Origin of the sequence: Amycolatopsis sp. FBCC-B4732 (assembly GCF_023008405.1) — a bacterium.
GTDB lineage: Bacteria > Actinomycetota > Actinomycetes > Mycobacteriales > Pseudonocardiaceae > Amycolatopsis > Amycolatopsis pretoriensis_A.
The window spans coordinates 9,400,397-9,415,467 of sequence record NZ_CP095376.1; the positions used below are offsets into that span (position 1 = coordinate 9,400,397).

Here is a 15,071-nt window from a genome sequence, read left to right on the forward strand (position 1 = left end):
AGGCGGTTCCCACCGCCCTGAACACTCACGACGGCCGGCGCGCACTAGGAACTCGTCATGATCCGCTATGTCCTGCGACGGCTGCTCCAGCTGATCCCGGTCTTCTTCGGCACCACGTTCCTGATCTACGTCCTCGTCTGGGCCGTGCCCGGCGACCCGTTCTCCGGCAAGTGCGGTCAGACGGCCTGCCCGCAGGCCTACATCGCGCAGATGACGGAGAAGTTCCACCTGGGCGACAACGTGTTCGTCCAGTACTTCAAGTACCTCGGGAGCCTGTTCACCGGCGACTGGGGCGAAACTTTCAACGGCACCTCGGTCGGCGAGCTGATCGCGACGTCGTACCCGATCACGTTGCGCCTGGCCGTGGTCGCGGTCGTCATCGAGGCGGTCATCGGGCTCACCGCCGGCGTGCTGACCGGCCTGCGCGGCAAGGGTTTCCTCGACAACCTGGTGCTGGTCTCGACCACGTTCCTGATCTCGCTGCCGGTGTTCGTCACCGCGATCGTGCTGCAGCTGGCCCTGGGCAGCAACGGCCTCGGCCTGATCGAAGCCAGCGTGTCGGACAACCCGAGCGTCGGCGAGCTGATCGTGCCGGGCATCGCGCTCGGCAGCCTCTCGATGGCTTACGTCGCCAGGCTGTCGAGAACGAGCATCGCCGAGAACCGCCGCGCCGACTACGTGCGCACGGCGATCGCGAAGGGCCAGCCGAACAGCCGCGTCGTCGGCGTCCACCTGCTGCGCAACTCGGTGATCCCGGTGCTCACGTTCCTCGGCACCGACCTCGGCGCGCTGATGGGCGGCGCGATCGTCACCGAAGGCGTGTTCAACATCAACGGACTGGGCGGGCTCATCTTCCGCGGCATCCAGAACCGGGAGAGCGCGACCGTCGTCGGGGTGGTCGTCCTGCTGGTCGTGGTGTACCTGCTGATGAGCCTGATCGTCGACCTGCTGTACGCCGTTCTCGACCCGAGGATCCGCTATGACTGACCCGAACCTGGTGGGCGGCGGCGGGGCCGACGCGGCCGAGCTGTCCCGCCTCGACGACTCCGCCAAGGGCCCGCAGAAACCCCGCAGCCTGTGGGGCGACGCCTGGCGCCAGCTGCGGCGCAAGCCCGCGTTCGTCGTCTCGGCCGTGATCATCGCCCTGATCGTGCTGATCGCGATCGCGCCCGGCCTGTTCAGCTCGCGCGATGCCGGCTTCAGCGATCTCACGCACGCCAACGAAGGCCCGTCCGGGGACGCCTGGTTCGGCTACGACAACCAGGGTTACGACGTATACGCGCGCACCATCTACGGCGCCCGCGCGTCCCTGCTGGTCGGGGTCTTCTCGACGCTGCTGACCGTCCTCTTCGGATCGCTCGTCGGCATCCTGGCCGGCTACTACGGGCGGTTCGTCGACAGTCTCCTGTCCCGCTTCGGCGACATCTTCGCCGGCCTGCCGTTCGTGCTCGGCGCGATCGTCATCCTGACGACGTTCAACGCGCCCGGCGCGAACCCCGGCGCGGTCACCATCATCGTGCAGGTGGTCTGCTCGATCGCGGTGCTGAGCTGGCCGGTGGCCATGCGCATCATGCGCTCGGCGACGCTGGTGGCCAAGCAGCTCGACTACGTCAAGGCCGCGCGCGGCCTCGGCGCCAGCACCCCGCGGATCATCTTCCGGCACCTGCTGCCGAACACGATCGCGCCGGTGCTGGTGTACGCGACCATCGCGCTCGGCGCGTTCATCGGTGCCGAAGCGACGCTGGCCTACCTCGGCATCGGGGTGCGCCCGCCGGTGATCTCGTGGGGCGTGATGATCAGCGACTCGCGGGACTACTTCCGCGTCGACCCGCACATGCTGCTGTTCCCCGGCGCCTTCGTCACCCTGACCGTGCTGGCCTTCGTGATGCTCGGCGACGGCATCCGCGACGCGCTCGATCCGAAGTCGAGGTAGATCCCCTTGTCCGACAACGAACTCCTGCTCGAAGTAGAGGATCTGCACGTCGAGTTCCGCACCGCCGACGGCGTGGCGAACGTCCTCAACGGCGTCGGCTACTCGGTGCACGCCGGGGAAACCCTGGCCGTGCTCGGGGAATCCGGGTCCGGGAAGAGCGTCACGGCGCAGACCGTGATGGGCATCCTGGACATGCCGCCCGGCGTGATCACCGCCGGGGCCGTGCGCTGGCGCGGCGAAGACCTGCTGACGGCGTCGGAGGAACGGCGCCGCGAAGTCCGCGGCAGCGAAGTCGCGATGATCTTCCAGGACGCGCTTTCCGCGCTGAACCCGGTGTTCACCGTGGGCTTCCAGATCGAGGAACAGCTGCGCGTCCGGCTCGGGATGTCCAAGAAGGACGCCCGGAAGCGCGCGATCGAACTCCTCGACACCGTCCGCATCCCGGCCGCCGAGCGCCGGATCAAGGACTACCCGCACCAGTTCTCCGGCGGCATGCGCCAGCGCGCGATGATCGCGATGTCGCTCGCGCTCGACCCCGACCTGCTCATCGCCGACGAGCCGACCACCGCGCTCGACGTCACCGTGCAGGCCCAGATCATGGACCTGCTGGCCGAGATCCAGGCCGAGCGCAAGATGGGGCTGGTGCTCATCACCCACGACCTCGGGGTCGTCGCCGAGGTCGCCGACCGGATCGCGGTGATGTACGCGGGCCGGATCGTCGAGCAGGCCGACGTCGTCGAGCTGTTCCGCGCCCCGGCCCACCCCTACACCGCCGCGCTGATGGACTCGCTGCCGCGGCTGGACCTCAAAGGACAGACACTGGAGACCATCAAGGGCCTGCCGCCGAGCCTGCTCGACATCCCGCCCGGCTGCGCGTTCCACCCGCGGTGCAAGCGCGCCGAGGCCCGCTGTTCCGAGGAAGTCCCGCCACCGCTGGGGATCGGCTTCGGCCGGACCAGCGCGTGCCACTTCGCCGAAGAGGTGGTGAACTCCCGTGCCTGACCCCATCCTCTCGGTCACCGACCTGAAGAAGTACTTCCCGGTGCGCACCGGCATCCTGTTCAAGCGCACGATCGGGCAGGTCAAGGCGGTCGACGGCGTTTCGTTCGACCTGCAGCCCGGCGAAACCCTCGGCGTCGTCGGCGAATCCGGCTGCGGCAAGTCGACGTTGGCCCAGGTGCTGATGCGCCTGGAGGAGCCGACCGCCGGCACCGCGAAGTTCGAAGGCCGCGACATCTTTTCGATGCGCGGCGCCGAACTGCGCAAGCTGCGGCGCGAGATCCAGATCGTGCTGCAGGACCCGTACACCTCGCTCAACCCGCGGATGACGGTCGGCGACATCGTCGGCGAGCCCTTCGAAATCCACCCCGACGTCGCGCCGAAGGGGTCGCGCGCGGCCAAGGTGCGTGAGCTGCTGGACGTGGTCGGGCTCAACCCCGAGCACCTCAACCGCTACCCGCACCAGTTCTCCGGCGGGCAGCGCCAGCGCATCGGCATCGCGCGGGCGCTGGCCCTGCGGCCCAAGGTGATCATCTGCGACGAGCCGGTGTCCGCGTTGGACGTCTCCATCCAGGCGCAGGTGATGAACCTGCTCGGCGACCTGCAGAGCGAGTTCGGGCTGTCGTACGTGTTCATCGCGCACGACCTGTCGGTGGTGCGCCACCTGTCCACCCGGGTCGCGGTGATGTACCTCGGCAAGATCGTCGAAGTCGGCACCGACGAGGAGATCTACGAACGACCGTCCCACCCGTACACCCAGGCGCTGCTGTCCGCGGTGCCGGTGGCGGACCCGGCCGTGCGCGGCCGCCGCCAGGTGATCCGGCTGACCGGTGACGTGCCGAGTCCCCTGGATCCCCCGTCCGGGTGCCGGTTCCGCACGCGGTGCTGGAAAGCGCAGGAGAAGTGCGCGGAGGAGGTGCCCGAGCTGGTGCCGCGGACGGACGGTCACTTGTCAGCTTGTCACTTCGCGGAGCAGAAGTCGGTTGTTCCATAACGTCCGTTAGGCCGTTGTGGCTGCATTGTCCGGTCTATACGGTGCAGGAACCGCTTTCCCGAGGAGGAGAATCGTGAAGAGACCCAGGCTTTTCGCCGCGGCCATGGCCGTCCCGCTGTTCGGGGCGATCACGGCCGTCGCGGTGCCGGTGGCTTCGGCCCAGCCCGCGCTGGCCGGCCCGGCGACCGAGTTCACCGTGCTCGCCAAGGACGTCCAGAGCATCGCGACCGCGCAGCAGGCGATCCGGGCCGCGGGCGGCACGGTGCTGGAGACCAACTCGGCGGTCGGCCTGATCAAGGCCAGTGCCCCGGCCACCGGCTTCACCGAGCGCGTGTCCTCGAACCGCGCGGTCTTCGGCGCCGCCAAGGCGCAGGTCATCGGCTCGGTGCCGAAGGACGGCAAGAAGACCAAGAACAACAACGTCGAGAAGGAAGGCCGCGGCGCCGCGTCGAAGAAGGCCGCCGCGAACAAGGCCGTCGGGATGGACCCGCTGGACGACCAGCTCTGGGGCCTCAAGTCCGTCCGCTCGGACCTCTCGCGCACCAAGCAGCCCGGCAGCAAACAGGTCAAGGTCGGCGTCATCGACACCGGCATCGACGGCACGCACCCGGACATCGCGCCGAACTTCGACGCGGCCGACTCGCGCAACTTCGTCAAGGACATCCCGTTCGACGTCAACGGCGTCGAGGTCGACGGCCCGTGCGAGTTCCGCGGCTGCGTCGACCCGGTCAACCACGACGACGGCGCGCACGGCACGCACGTCGCCGGCACGATCGCCGCGGCGGCGAACGGCTTCGGCATCTCGGGCGTCGCGCCGAACGTGTCGCTGGTGAACATCCGCGCCGGGCAGGACTCGGGCTACTTCTTCCTGCAGCCGACCGTCGACGCGCTGACCTACGCCGGCGACGCCGGCATCGACGTGGTCAACATGTCGTTCTACACCGACCCGTGGCTGTACAACTGCACGGCGAACCCGGCCGACTCGGCCGCGGAGCAGGCCGAGCAGCGCACGATCATCGAAGCCACGCAGCGCGCTCTGAACTACGCGCACAAGAAGGGCGTCACGATGGTCGTCGCGCTGGGCAACCAGCACACCGACCTGGGCGCGCCGCAGCCGGACACCACCAGCCCGGACTACCCGGCGAACACGACGCACCCGCGGCAGGTCGACAACAGCTCCTGCCTCAGCCTGCCGGTCGAGGGCAACCACACGATCGGCGTGAGCGCGTTCGGGCCGTCGCAGGCGAAGGCGGACTACTCGAACTACGGCACCGAGCAGATCTCGGTTTCCGCGCCGGGCGGCTACTTCCGCGACGGCTTCGGCACGCCGTGGTTCCGCACGGTCGAGAACGAGATCCTCTCGGCGTACCCGAAGAACGTCGGCGTCGTCGAGGGCAACATCGACGCGGACGGCAACATCACCGAGGCCGGCCTGGCCGCGGGCATCAAGAAGGCGACGGCGCCGGACGGCCGGGTCGGCTACTACCAGTGGCTGCAGGGCACGTCGATGGCGACCCCGCACGCGACCGGCGTCGCGGCGCTGATCGTTTCGCAGTACGGCAAGAAGTCGCACGGCGACTTCGGCCTGGACCCGGACAAGGTCCAGCGGGTCCTCGAGGGCACGGCGTCGGACATCGCCTGCCCGGTGCCGCGGACGGTCGACTACACCGACGAAGGCCGCGGGCCGGAGTTCACGGCCACCTGCGAAGGTGACGCGTCGTTCAACGGCTTCTACGGCAACGGCGCGGTCGACGCCTACGCGGCGGTGACCCGCGGGTCGCAGTACCTGAAGTAGAAGAATTTCGAACGAACCGCCCCGGACAGGCAACCTGTCCGGGGCGGTTCGCGTTTACCGCGGGACTGGGGGGAGTTCCGTTGAACGTGCGTGAACCGGCGCTACCGGTCGATCCGCGGTGGCCGGGCGAGCCGACGGTGCTGGAAGTGGGCCGGGCACGGCGGTGGCTCGCGCGGCGCGGGGTCGCGGTCTGGTTGCCGACCCGGGTGCTCGCCCTGCGCCTCGGCGGCCGGGGCATCGGAACTCGGGGGACTCCCGGTTTCGCGATCGTCCTCGCGGTGTTGTGGACGCTCACCGGGGTCGCGTTCAAGCGGAACGACCTGCCGGGGGAAGCGGCGGTCCTCGCCGTCCTCTACGCCTCGTTCCACGTGGCCCGCTGGCGCCGGGCGCAGCGGCGCGACCGGCTCGCCGAGAGCTTGACCGGGGCCACCGCACCACCGCCGCTGCGGGTGGCGGTCAGGCAGGTCGGCTGGTGGTACCTGGTGTCGACGGGCCTCACGTTCCTCGGCGGGGCGGCCTTGTGCGCGGCGGCGTTCCTGACCGGGCCGCGGTTCACCTGGAAGCACTGGTACCCGCCGGAGGTCGCGATCGGGGTGAACACGGTGGCGCTGGCCTTCGCCGCCGGCGCGACGGCGCTCGTGCTCGGCCGGGTGGTGCGCGGGCCGGTGATCGCCGAGGACGCGGCGTCGCACGCGGTCGACGGGGCGTTGCGCACCCTGGACCCCTACCTGTTCGCCCCGACCGCCCCGTACGTCGTGCTGGCGATGCCGGTGTACGTGGTCGATTGGGCGTGGCCGGGCCCGCTGGGCTGGATTTCGCTCGCGTACCTGGTGACGGTCTTCGCGCTCCAGCTGATCGGCTGGTTGCTGGCTCGCCGCCGGTCCGGCGCGCTCCCACCCGGCTGCTACGGGGGGTAAACCGGGCCGGCTCGTCGGGCGTTACCACGGGACAGGGGAGGTCCGATGGTGGAAGTGGCGTCGACGACGCTCGCCGGGAGGCAGGCCGCGCTGACGTGGCTGGCTCGCCACGGCGCGGAGGTGGACGAGCCGACGCCGCTGCTCGCGGTGCGCGTCGGGGCCCGGGTGCCGGCCACGCGGTCTTACCGGTTCTCCAGCGCGCTTTCCTCCGTGTGCTGGATCGTCGCCGTGCTCCCGCCGATCCCGGTGCCGGCCCGGTTCCCGGGGTTCACCGCGCTCGTCGTGGCTTACCCGCTGCTGCAGTGGCGCCGGGTCCGCGCGGCCGATCGCGTGGTCGCCCCGGGTACCCGGCCATCGTTCCGGGTGGCGGCGGGGCAGGTCGGCTGGTGGTACCTGGCGACGGTGGCGACGACCTTCGGCGGCGGCGCGGTGCTGCGCGCCGCTCGCCGCCGACCCGGTGGGCTGGGCCGCCGCGCTGGTGCTCGGCGCCGCGAGCCTGGCACTGGTCCTCGGCCAGGCCTTGCGCGCCCCGGTGATCGCCGAGGACGAGGCTTCACGCGCCGTCGACGCGGCCTTGCGGACCTACGACACCCGGGCGTTCGCGATGCCATTCGCGTTCACCTTCCTCGCGTGGATCGACCTGTCCGCCGACTGGCCGTGGCCGCCGGCGCGGTTCGTACCGGTGGTCGCGTACTTCGTCCTGGGGGTGGTGCTCCACCTTCGCGCCGTGTTCGAGGTCCGGGACCGCCGCCTGCCGCCCGGCCACTACGGAACCGGGCCCCGGTGAGCGCCTTGACGGAGGCGGCGGTGGTTCGCCGTCGGGTCGGCGTCGCTGGTTTCCGGCGGTGCCGCTGATCACCTTCGGCGGCGGCGGCCTCAGGCCGCGTTCGGCGGAGTCACGGGAGAAGTTCGGACACGGTGAACCGGCGCGGCCGGGGCAGGGGGAGGTTTTCGTGGGTGGCGGGGTACCGAGACCGATCGACGCGGCGATGGCCGTGCAGTGGCTGGCCCGGCACGGGGTGGTGGTGGGGACGCCGACCCCGTTGCTGTCCCTGCGCCTCGGCGTGCGGGAACGGCTGCGCACCAGGCGCCCCGAGCTGGGCTTGGTGGTGGGGCTCGTCATCGGCTTCGTCGCCCCGTTCGGCATGGAGCTGGCGCGGGAAGCGTTCGGGGACCTGCCGATCGGCAGCGGCTTCCTCCTGGGTGCGCTGGCCGTCCTGGCGCAGGTCTGGCGCTGGGTGACGGTCCGCGAGTCCGACCGGCCGGCGGCCGCGCTGGTGCGCCCGGCCGCGCGGCCGGCCCTGAGCTGGACCCTCGGTCTTCTCGGCGCCTGGTACCTGACATCGGCGGTGGTCGCCTACGCCGGCGGGCTGGTGCTCTTCCTCGTGCTGGCCCCGGTGGCGCCGGCGGCCGCGTCGCTCTGGCTCGGGCTGCTGGTGCTCGGCGCCGTCCAGTCCGGGTTCGTCTGGTGGTCCGTGCTGCGCGAGCCGGTCGTCGCGGTCGATCCCGCGTCGTTCATGGTCGACGCGGTGCTGCGGGTGGAGGACGCGCACTCCTACGCGGCGCCGGCCGTCCTGCCGTACCTGGCCTGTGGTGACCTCCTCTTCGCGGTGCCGGTACCGCCGTCGTCCCGGCCCGCGGTCGTCGCCTACGCGGTGCTCGCGGTCGGGACGCAGGTGGTCGGCTGGGTCCTGCACCGCCGGCGGTCCCGTGTCCTCCGGCCCACCCTGGCGGTGGTTCCCCGATGAGGTCCGAACCGAGCCGCGGCGAGTTCGTGCAGGCCGCGGTGTGGCTGGGCAAGCACGGCGTCCGCGTGGGGATCCCGACACCCCTGCTGGCGGCGCGCCTCGGCGTCCGCGCGGGCGGGGACCTGCGGACGCAGCTGATCCGGCTGGCGGTGTTCCTCGCGCCGGCGGTCACCGGCGCGGTCGGCTACCAGTGCCTGCAGTACCTGCCCGGCGTCCGCGGCGTGGAGATGACCGAGAGCAAGATCCTCTACTTCGTGGTGGCCGGCTTCCAGCTGGCCTTCTGGTTCGCGATCCGGCGGCAGGACCGCCAGGCCGCGCACCGGCTGGGCGGCCGACGGCTCGACCGGCCGCGGCCGTCGTGGCGGGAGCTGCCGGTCGGCTGGTTCCTCGCGTCGGCGGCGGTGACGTTCGCCGGGGGAGCCGCACTCGGGATCACGATGTTCTTAACGACTCCGTACAAGACCTACGCCTGGAGCTGGCTCGGCGTGCTCGCGCTGGGCGGAGTCGTCTCCGGCGTGATCGTGACCGGGATCGTGCGGCGGCCGGTGCTCGCGGAGGACGAGCCGTCCGCCGCCGTCGACGCGGTGGTGCGGATCGAGGACCTCTACCTGGCGATGCCGTCGTACTACGCGTGGCCGGTGCTCTTCGACCTGCTCACCGGCAACCGGCAACCGCCCGGCTCCGGGCCCTGGCTCATCGGGTACGCGGGACTCGCGCTGGCCCTGCAGATCGTCGGCGGCCTGCGCTACCGGCGGTACCGCCCGGCGCTCCCGCCGGGCGACTACGGCGTCCCGCTGCCGGCCCAGCCCGGGGTGGCCCGGTGATCGCGGTGACTCCCGCCGAGCGGGCGGCGGTCAAGTGGCCGGCGCTGCGCGGTGTCCGCGTTTCCGAGGCGACCGAGCTGCTGACCTACCGGCTGGGCGTCCGCCGCGGGAAGAGCGACGCCGGCGCCTTCACACCGGTGTTCGTCGCCGACGCGCTGCTCTGCGCCGGCCTGCTGGCCTATCAGCTGCTGCCCCCGAGCCACGCCGACCGGCCCGACGCCGGGATCCCGTGGTTCATCTGGACGTCGCTGGTCCTGACGAACTGGCTGCAGATCCGCGCCGGCGACCGGCGGGCGGTCGCCTGGCTGGGCGATCGGCGGCTGATCCGGCCCCGCCCGCGGTGGCGGGAGGTGGTGAACGGCTGGTACGCGGCCTCGCCGGCGGTCACGTTCGGCGGCGGCGCCGTCCTCGCGCTCACGATGGTGGCCGGCGGCTCGGTCTGGGCACGCTTCTGGCTCGGCCTCCTCGTCCTCGGCGCGGCGGTCGACGCCGTCGTCCTGACCGGCATCCTCCGCCGCCCGGTCATCGCGGAGGACGAGGGCTCGCTCGCGGTCGACACCGTGACGCGGCTCCAGGACGTCCACTTCGCCCTGCCGTCGTTGTTCGCCGTCCCGGTGGTCGCGGACCTCGGGTACACCGACCTGCCGGGCAAGCCGTGGCTCGCCGGCTACGTCGCGCCGGCGGTGACCACGCACGTCACCGGGTGGTTCGCCCAGCGGCGGCGGGTTCCCCCGCTGCCGCCGGGCGCCCGCTACGGGCCGGAACTCAGCGGTTCGAAGCCTTCTTGACGAACTTCGCCAGGTCCTTCGACTGCTGCACCCGGGTCGGCTCGTGGACGTACATCATGTGCCCCGCCGGGTAGTACGCCGTGTCGATGTTCTCCCGCAGTTCCTCCGGGATCTGCAGCCGCGCCAGCACGTGCTCGGCCGCGAAGTAGGCCGTCGCGCCGTCGTAGTGGCCGAACGCCACGTGGACCTGCAGGTGCGGGTTCGTGCGCATCGCCGAGGCGAGCGAGTCGACCACCGACACCGAGCGGCCCTCGAACTCCTTGTACGACCAGGCCTTGAACGTGTCCTCGTGGATGATCTCGTACGGCAGGTCGTTCTCGTACCCGAGCTCCGCCCGCACGTAGTGGTTGAACGCCGCCGCGTAGGCGCCGATCACGCGGGAGATCGACGGGTCGTCGCTCATGTGCTCGCGGCCGCCGTCCGGCTCCCACGTCGTGAAGCGGCCGTCCATCCGGCCGACCGTCAGGCCCCGGTCGCGCAGCAGCTCGGTGAAGAACCGGACGTGCTCGATCCGCAGGTTCACCCGGTCCACATAGGACTCGGTGAGCCCGGTCAGCGACGCCAGCGTGGCCACCGCGTCGGTCCGGTCCTGCGTGGACAGCCGCGCACCGCGCGAAAGCGCCCACGGCAGGTCCTTCGCCGCGAAGTCCTCGGCGTCGGCCAGGACGTCGTCGAGCGGGCGGTCGCCGTGCAGGCCGTGGTAGTGCGCGATCGCCGCGTACGTCGGCACGTACAGCGAGTACGGCAGGTCGTTGCCCTCGGTGAACTGCAGCGTGCCCAGGTCGAGCACGGAGGAGATGAGCAGCAGGCCGTTCAGGTAGAGCCCGTGCCGGTCCTGCAGGTGCGCGGCCAGCCCGGCGGCGCGCAGCGTGCCGTAGGACTCACCGGCCAGGAACTTCGGCGACAGCCAGCGCTGGTGCCGCGACACCCACAGCCGGATGATCTCGCCGACCGACTCGATGTCGCCCTGGTAGCCGTGGAAGTCCTTGGTCTCCTCGCCGCCCGCGACCCGCGAGTAGCCGGTCGACACCGGGTCGATGAAGACCAGGTCGCTGTGCACCAGCAGCGTCTCGGGGTTGTCGGCCAGCCCGTACGGCGGCGGCACGAGGTCGTCGACGTCGCCGGAGAGCACCCGGCGCGGGCCCAGCAGGCCCAGGTGCAGCCAGATGCTCGACGAGCCGGGGCCACCGTTGAAGGCGAACGTCACCGGCCGCGTGCCCGGGTCGGCGTCGTCGAGGGTGTAGGAGGTGACGAACACCTCCGCCTTCGCCTTGAAGCCCTCCGACTTGCCGTCCTTGACGACCTCCTTGCGGAGGACGACCCGGCCCGCCTTCGCCGTGTACGCGAGTTTCTTCCGCTTCACGGTCAGCGTGTGCTGGGTCGTGACGATGTCGTCGGTCGGCTCGGCCGGGATCTCCGCGGTGTCCGGCGTCTTCTTCTCGGGAGCCTCTTCGGGGGTCGTGTCCGCCATGGCCCCAACTTAGTTGTGGCAGGGTGACTTGGTGCACACCGGGGACTGGCCGTCGACGGCCGAGGAGGCCCTCGCCGTCCAGGAAGCGCTGCGCGGCCGGGTCGAACTCCACGGCGACCTGCCGGAGCTGCCGCCGACGGTGACCGGCCTCGACGTCGCCTACGACGAGGCCGACGGCATCGCCGCGGCGGTCGTCACCCTCGAAACCGCGGGGCTGACCGTGGTCGAGGAGCGGGCGCACCGCGCGAAGGCCGTCTTCCCGTACGAGCCGGGCCTGTTCGCCTTCCGCGAGCTGCCGCCGCTGCTGGCCGCCCTCGGCGAGCTGGAACACCGGCCCGACGTCCTGGTCTGCGACGGCCACGGCCTCGCCCACCCGCGGCGCTTCGGCCTGGCCTGCCACCTCGGCGTGCTGACCGGGCTGCCCGCCTTCGGCGTCGGCAAGACGCGGTTCGTCGGCTCCCACGACGTGCCGGGGCCCGAGCGCGGGTCGTCGGTGCCGCTGGTCGACGCCGGGGAGGAGGTCGGCGCGGTGCTGCGGACCCAGGACGGCGTCAAACCGGTGTACGTCTCGGCCGGCCATCGGATCGACCTCGCGCACGCCTGCCGGCTGACCCTCGCGCTGACCCCGCGCTACCGGCTGCCGGAGACGACGCGGCTGGCCGACCGGCTGTCCCGGGTGGCGCTGAAATGAGGTCGCTGGCCGAGCTGGACGTCGCCGTCGCGGGGTGCCGCGCCTGCCCGCGGCTGGTGACCTGGCGCGAAGGCGTCGCGGGCACGAAGGCGGCCTTCCGCGGCGAGGAGTACTGGGCGCGCCCGGTGCCGGGTTTCGGGCCGCCGGACGCGTCGCTCGCGGTCGTCGGGCTGGCGCCGTCGGCGCACGGCGCGAACCGCACCGGCCGCATGTTCACCGGCGACCCGTCGGGTGACTTCCTCTTCCGGGTGCTGCACGAGGTCGGGCTCGCGTCGCAGCCGACGTCCGAGCGCGTCGGCGACGGCCTGGAGCTTTACGGCACGCGGCTCGTCTCGCCGGTGCGCTGCGCCCCGCCGGAGAACAAGCCGACGCCCGCCGAGCGCGACACGTGCCGCCCGTGGCTCGCGGAGGAGCTGACGTTGTTACGTCCGACACTGCGCTCGATCGTGGTGCTCGGGGCGTTCGGCTGGCAGGCGTTACTGCCCGTGCTCGCGGCGGCGGGCTGGCCGGTCCCGCAGCCGCGTCCGGCGTTCGCCCACGGAGCCGTCCTGGAACTGGACGACCTGCGTGTTTTCGGCTGTTACCACGTGTCGCCGCGCAATGTCCAGACACACCGCGTGACCCACGACATGGTGGCGGCCGTCTTCCGCGCCGCGACCTCGGTGACAGGTCACGACTGAATCGTTACGGAAACCGCAGCGACGCTGGTCACAGCCGGATGGGGTCCCCGAGCGGGGTGCCCGCGAAGGTGTCACCATGAGGACATGGCTGCTGCGAAGTCGAAGTCGGAACCGACTCGGATCCTCGTCCTCGGTGGTGGGTACGTCGGGCTCTACACGGCGTACGGCCTCCAGAAGATGCTCCGGGCCAACGAGGCCTCCGTGACCGTCGTTGACCCGCAGCCCCACATGACCTACGCGCCGTTCCTCCCGGAGGCCGCGGCCGGCGCGATCGAGCCCCGGCACGTGGTCGTGCCGCTGCGGCGGGTGCTGAAGCGCTGCCACGTGCTGACCGCGCGCGTCACCAAGATCGAGAACGACAAGAAGTCCGTCACGGTCGAGGCCGCCGACGGCCACATCGAGCAGCTCGGCTACGACGTCCTGGTCGTCGCGCTCGGCGCCGTCGCGCGCATCCTGCCGATCCCCGGCCTGGTCGAAGAGGGCATCGCCTTCAAGACCATCGGCGAGGCGATCTACCTGCGCAACCACATCATGACCAAGCTCGACGAGGCCGCCAGCACGCTGGACCCCGAGCTCCGCAAGCGCCTGCTGACCTTCACGGTCGTCGGCGGCGGGTTCGCTGGCATCGAGGCACTGGCCGAGCTCGAGGACATGACCCGGTTCGCGGTGGAGAACTACTACCCGAACATCCAGCCGTCCGACGTCCGCTGGGTGCTGGTCGAGGCCGCCGGGCGCATCCTGCCCGAGGTCCGCGAGACCCTGGGCGTGTACACGGTCGAGCAGCTGGAGAAGCGCGGCATCGAGGTCTACCTGTCGACCGCGGCGAAGTCGTTCGAAAACGGCCACGTCGTGCTTTCGGACGGCACGGAGTTCGACACCGACACGATCATCTGGACCGCGGGTGTGAAGGCCAACCCGGTGGTGGGCCAGTCGGACCTGCCGGTCGACAAGCGCGGCCGCCTCGAGGCGACGGCCGCCATGCAGGTCGTCGGCCACCCGGACGTCTGGACCGCGGGCGACAACGCGGCGATCCCGGACCTCTCCCGCACGGAGGAGGACCCGACGGCGACGTGCCCGCCGAACGCGCAGCACGCGGTCCGCCAGGCGACGCTGCTGGCGAAGAACATCATCAAGGTGCTCCGCGGCGGCAAGCCGAAGGACTACTACCACAAGAACCTCGGCGCGGTCGCGAGCCTCGGCCTGCACAAGGGCGTGGCCGACGCGCTGAACCTGAAGATCAAGGGCTTCCCGGCGTGGCTCTTCCACCGCGCGTACCACCTCAAGGCGATGCCGACGTGGAACCGCAAGATCCGCATCCTGTTCGACTGGATCCTGGGTGGGCTGTTCCGGCGTGAGGTCATCTCGCTGGGGCAGATCAACAACCCGAAGGACGAGTTCGCGCGCGTTTCGAAGTCCTGACGTTTCGCTTCCCGAAGGCCTCCCGCGGTTGTGTGGGAGGCCTTCGGCGTTTCAACCGCCGGTGGAAAAGCGGACTCGCTCGTTTTCGGCGAATTTCGAGAAAGCCTGCCACTTCTCGGCGGTCAGTGCCGCGACGCTGGACGGCAACTGCGTCCGTTCAAGTTCGTCGAAGTTTCCGAGGGAGAGCATCAGGACCAGCGAGACCAGGCGCTCCCGTTCGGCCGGTGAAAGCTCGATCGCTCCGTCGACGACCAGGAAGACGGCAGTCATCCGTTCCCACTCCCGAAGCTCCACCTCGGGGTGCAGATCGCGGTAGAGGTCGGAGAGGAACGTCGTCAAGTCGCCCACGATTCTCGGGTGGGCTCGCCCGAGCGTGCTGACGACGTTGGCCGCTCGGATGACGACGTGCCCTTCAGCTTCGAAGACCTTCGGTAGTGGAGCCATCGCCAACTCGTCCGGCGAAACACGCAGGATCTCGTCCTCCGGGCCGGGACGACGCATGAGCATCCGGAACAGTGACATCTTCGCTTCGAGATCCGGCCGGATCGCGCGCAGGACCTCGGTCGCGATGTCTTCGGGGCCGCGATCCTTGCTCACCACCGCGAACTTGTCGGCCAGCGGTGGTGAGAACGCCAGAATGTCCTGGGCCTCGACGTTGTGCCAAACGGGGACGATGATCTTCTCGTCGATCGCCATCTCCCGGGCCGTGAGCCCCCGGAGTTCGTACTCGGTCCAGCGTCTCGCCAGGAACGCCGGGCTGAGCACGACCAAGCGTGGCGGGCGGTCGCGAGCCCCTTGTCGATCGACCGCGA

The 15,071-nt window shown here is 70.8% G+C and carries 15 protein-coding genes; 13 read left to right on the forward strand and 2 right to left on the reverse strand.

The genetic code is table 11. From position 1 onward, the window contains the following. Positions 1 to 57 precede the first annotated feature (57 nt). From MUY14_RS42840 to MUY14_RS42885, 10 genes are all read left to right on the forward strand, one after another. Positions 58 to 987, forward strand: a complete 930-nt coding sequence (locus tag MUY14_RS42840) for an ABC transporter permease (RefSeq protein WP_247018370.1) — start codon at positions 58 to 60, stop codon at positions 985 to 987. Next, positions 980 to 1,933 carry an ABC transporter permease gene (locus MUY14_RS42845; RefSeq protein ID WP_247018371.1) on the forward strand — a complete coding sequence of 318 codons (954 nt, stop codon included), beginning with the start codon at positions 980 to 982 and terminating at the stop codon, positions 1,931 to 1,933. The genes MUY14_RS42840 and MUY14_RS42845 overlap by 8 nt, the downstream gene beginning before the upstream one ends. 6 nt (positions 1,934 to 1,939) lie before the next feature. Further along, entirely contained in the window at positions 1,940 to 2,935 is a 996-nt protein-coding gene (locus tag MUY14_RS42850) for an ABC transporter ATP-binding protein (RefSeq protein ID WP_247018373.1), read from the forward strand. Then, on the forward strand, positions 2,928 to 3,926 hold the full coding sequence (locus MUY14_RS42855) for an ABC transporter ATP-binding protein (RefSeq protein ID WP_247018375.1): 999 nt from the start codon (positions 2,928 to 2,930) through the stop codon (positions 3,924 to 3,926). The genes MUY14_RS42850 and MUY14_RS42855 overlap by 8 nt, the downstream gene beginning before the upstream one ends. A gap of 103 nt (positions 3,927 to 4,029) precedes the next feature. Beyond that, positions 4,030 to 5,721 (forward strand): S8 family serine peptidase, encoded by a 1,692-nt coding sequence (locus tag MUY14_RS42860; RefSeq protein WP_247025510.1) that lies wholly within the window; start codon positions 4,030 to 4,032, stop codon positions 5,719 to 5,721. Between the two features lie 80 nt (positions 5,722 to 5,801). Beyond that, entirely contained in the window at positions 5,802 to 6,638 is an 837-nt protein-coding gene (locus MUY14_RS42865; RefSeq protein ID WP_247018378.1) for a hypothetical protein, read from the forward strand. A gap of 457 nt (positions 6,639 to 7,095) precedes the next feature. Beyond that, on the forward strand, positions 7,096 to 7,425 hold the full coding sequence (locus MUY14_RS42870) for a hypothetical protein (RefSeq protein WP_247018380.1): 330 nt from the start codon (positions 7,096 to 7,098) through the stop codon (positions 7,423 to 7,425). Between the two features lie 166 nt (positions 7,426 to 7,591). Beyond that, positions 7,592 to 8,386 (forward strand): hypothetical protein, encoded by a 795-nt coding sequence (locus MUY14_RS42875; RefSeq protein WP_247018382.1) that lies wholly within the window; start codon positions 7,592 to 7,594, stop codon positions 8,384 to 8,386. Continuing rightward, positions 8,383 to 9,210 (forward strand): hypothetical protein, encoded by an 828-nt coding sequence (locus tag MUY14_RS42880; RefSeq protein WP_247018384.1) that lies wholly within the window; start codon positions 8,383 to 8,385, stop codon positions 9,208 to 9,210. The genes MUY14_RS42875 and MUY14_RS42880 overlap by 4 nt, the downstream gene beginning before the upstream one ends. Beyond that, positions 9,207 to 9,998 carry a hypothetical protein gene (locus MUY14_RS42885; protein WP_247018386.1) on the forward strand — a complete coding sequence of 264 codons (792 nt, stop codon included), beginning with the start codon at positions 9,207 to 9,209 and terminating at the stop codon, positions 9,996 to 9,998. The genes MUY14_RS42880 and MUY14_RS42885 overlap by 4 nt, the downstream gene beginning before the upstream one ends. On the opposite strand, the gene MUY14_RS42890 is transcribed toward MUY14_RS42885, so the two are convergent. Further along, complete coding sequence (locus tag MUY14_RS42890; protein ID WP_247018388.1) at positions 9,976 to 11,469, reverse strand: S10 family peptidase; 1,494 nt, start codon at positions 11,467 to 11,469, stop codon at positions 9,976 to 9,978. The two genes, MUY14_RS42885 and MUY14_RS42890, sit on opposite strands and share 23 nt — an antisense overlap. A gap of 31 nt (positions 11,470 to 11,500) precedes the next feature. Here MUY14_RS42890 and MUY14_RS42895 point away from each other — a divergent pair, with 31 nt between their 5' ends. From MUY14_RS42895 to MUY14_RS42905, 3 genes are all read left to right on the forward strand, one after another. Further along, positions 11,501 to 12,160 (forward strand): endonuclease V, encoded by a 660-nt coding sequence (locus MUY14_RS42895; RefSeq protein WP_247018389.1) that lies wholly within the window; start codon positions 11,501 to 11,503, stop codon positions 12,158 to 12,160. Next, entirely contained in the window at positions 12,157 to 12,840 is a 684-nt protein-coding gene (locus MUY14_RS42900; RefSeq protein ID WP_247018391.1) for a uracil-DNA glycosylase, read from the forward strand. The genes MUY14_RS42895 and MUY14_RS42900 overlap by 4 nt, the downstream gene beginning before the upstream one ends. Before the next feature lie 84 nt (positions 12,841 to 12,924). After that, on the forward strand, positions 12,925 to 14,259 hold the full coding sequence (locus MUY14_RS42905; RefSeq protein ID WP_247018393.1) for an NAD(P)/FAD-dependent oxidoreductase: 1,335 nt from the start codon (positions 12,925 to 12,927) through the stop codon (positions 14,257 to 14,259). Between the two features lie 51 nt (positions 14,260 to 14,310). Here MUY14_RS42905 and MUY14_RS42910 read toward each other — a convergent pair whose 3' ends face one another. Beyond that, positions 14,311 to 14,955: a hypothetical protein gene (locus tag MUY14_RS42910; protein ID WP_247018395.1), complete on the reverse strand. Its 645-nt coding sequence runs from the start codon at positions 14,953 to 14,955 to the stop codon at positions 14,311 to 14,313. Between the last annotated feature and the right edge of the window lie 116 nt (positions 14,956 to 15,071).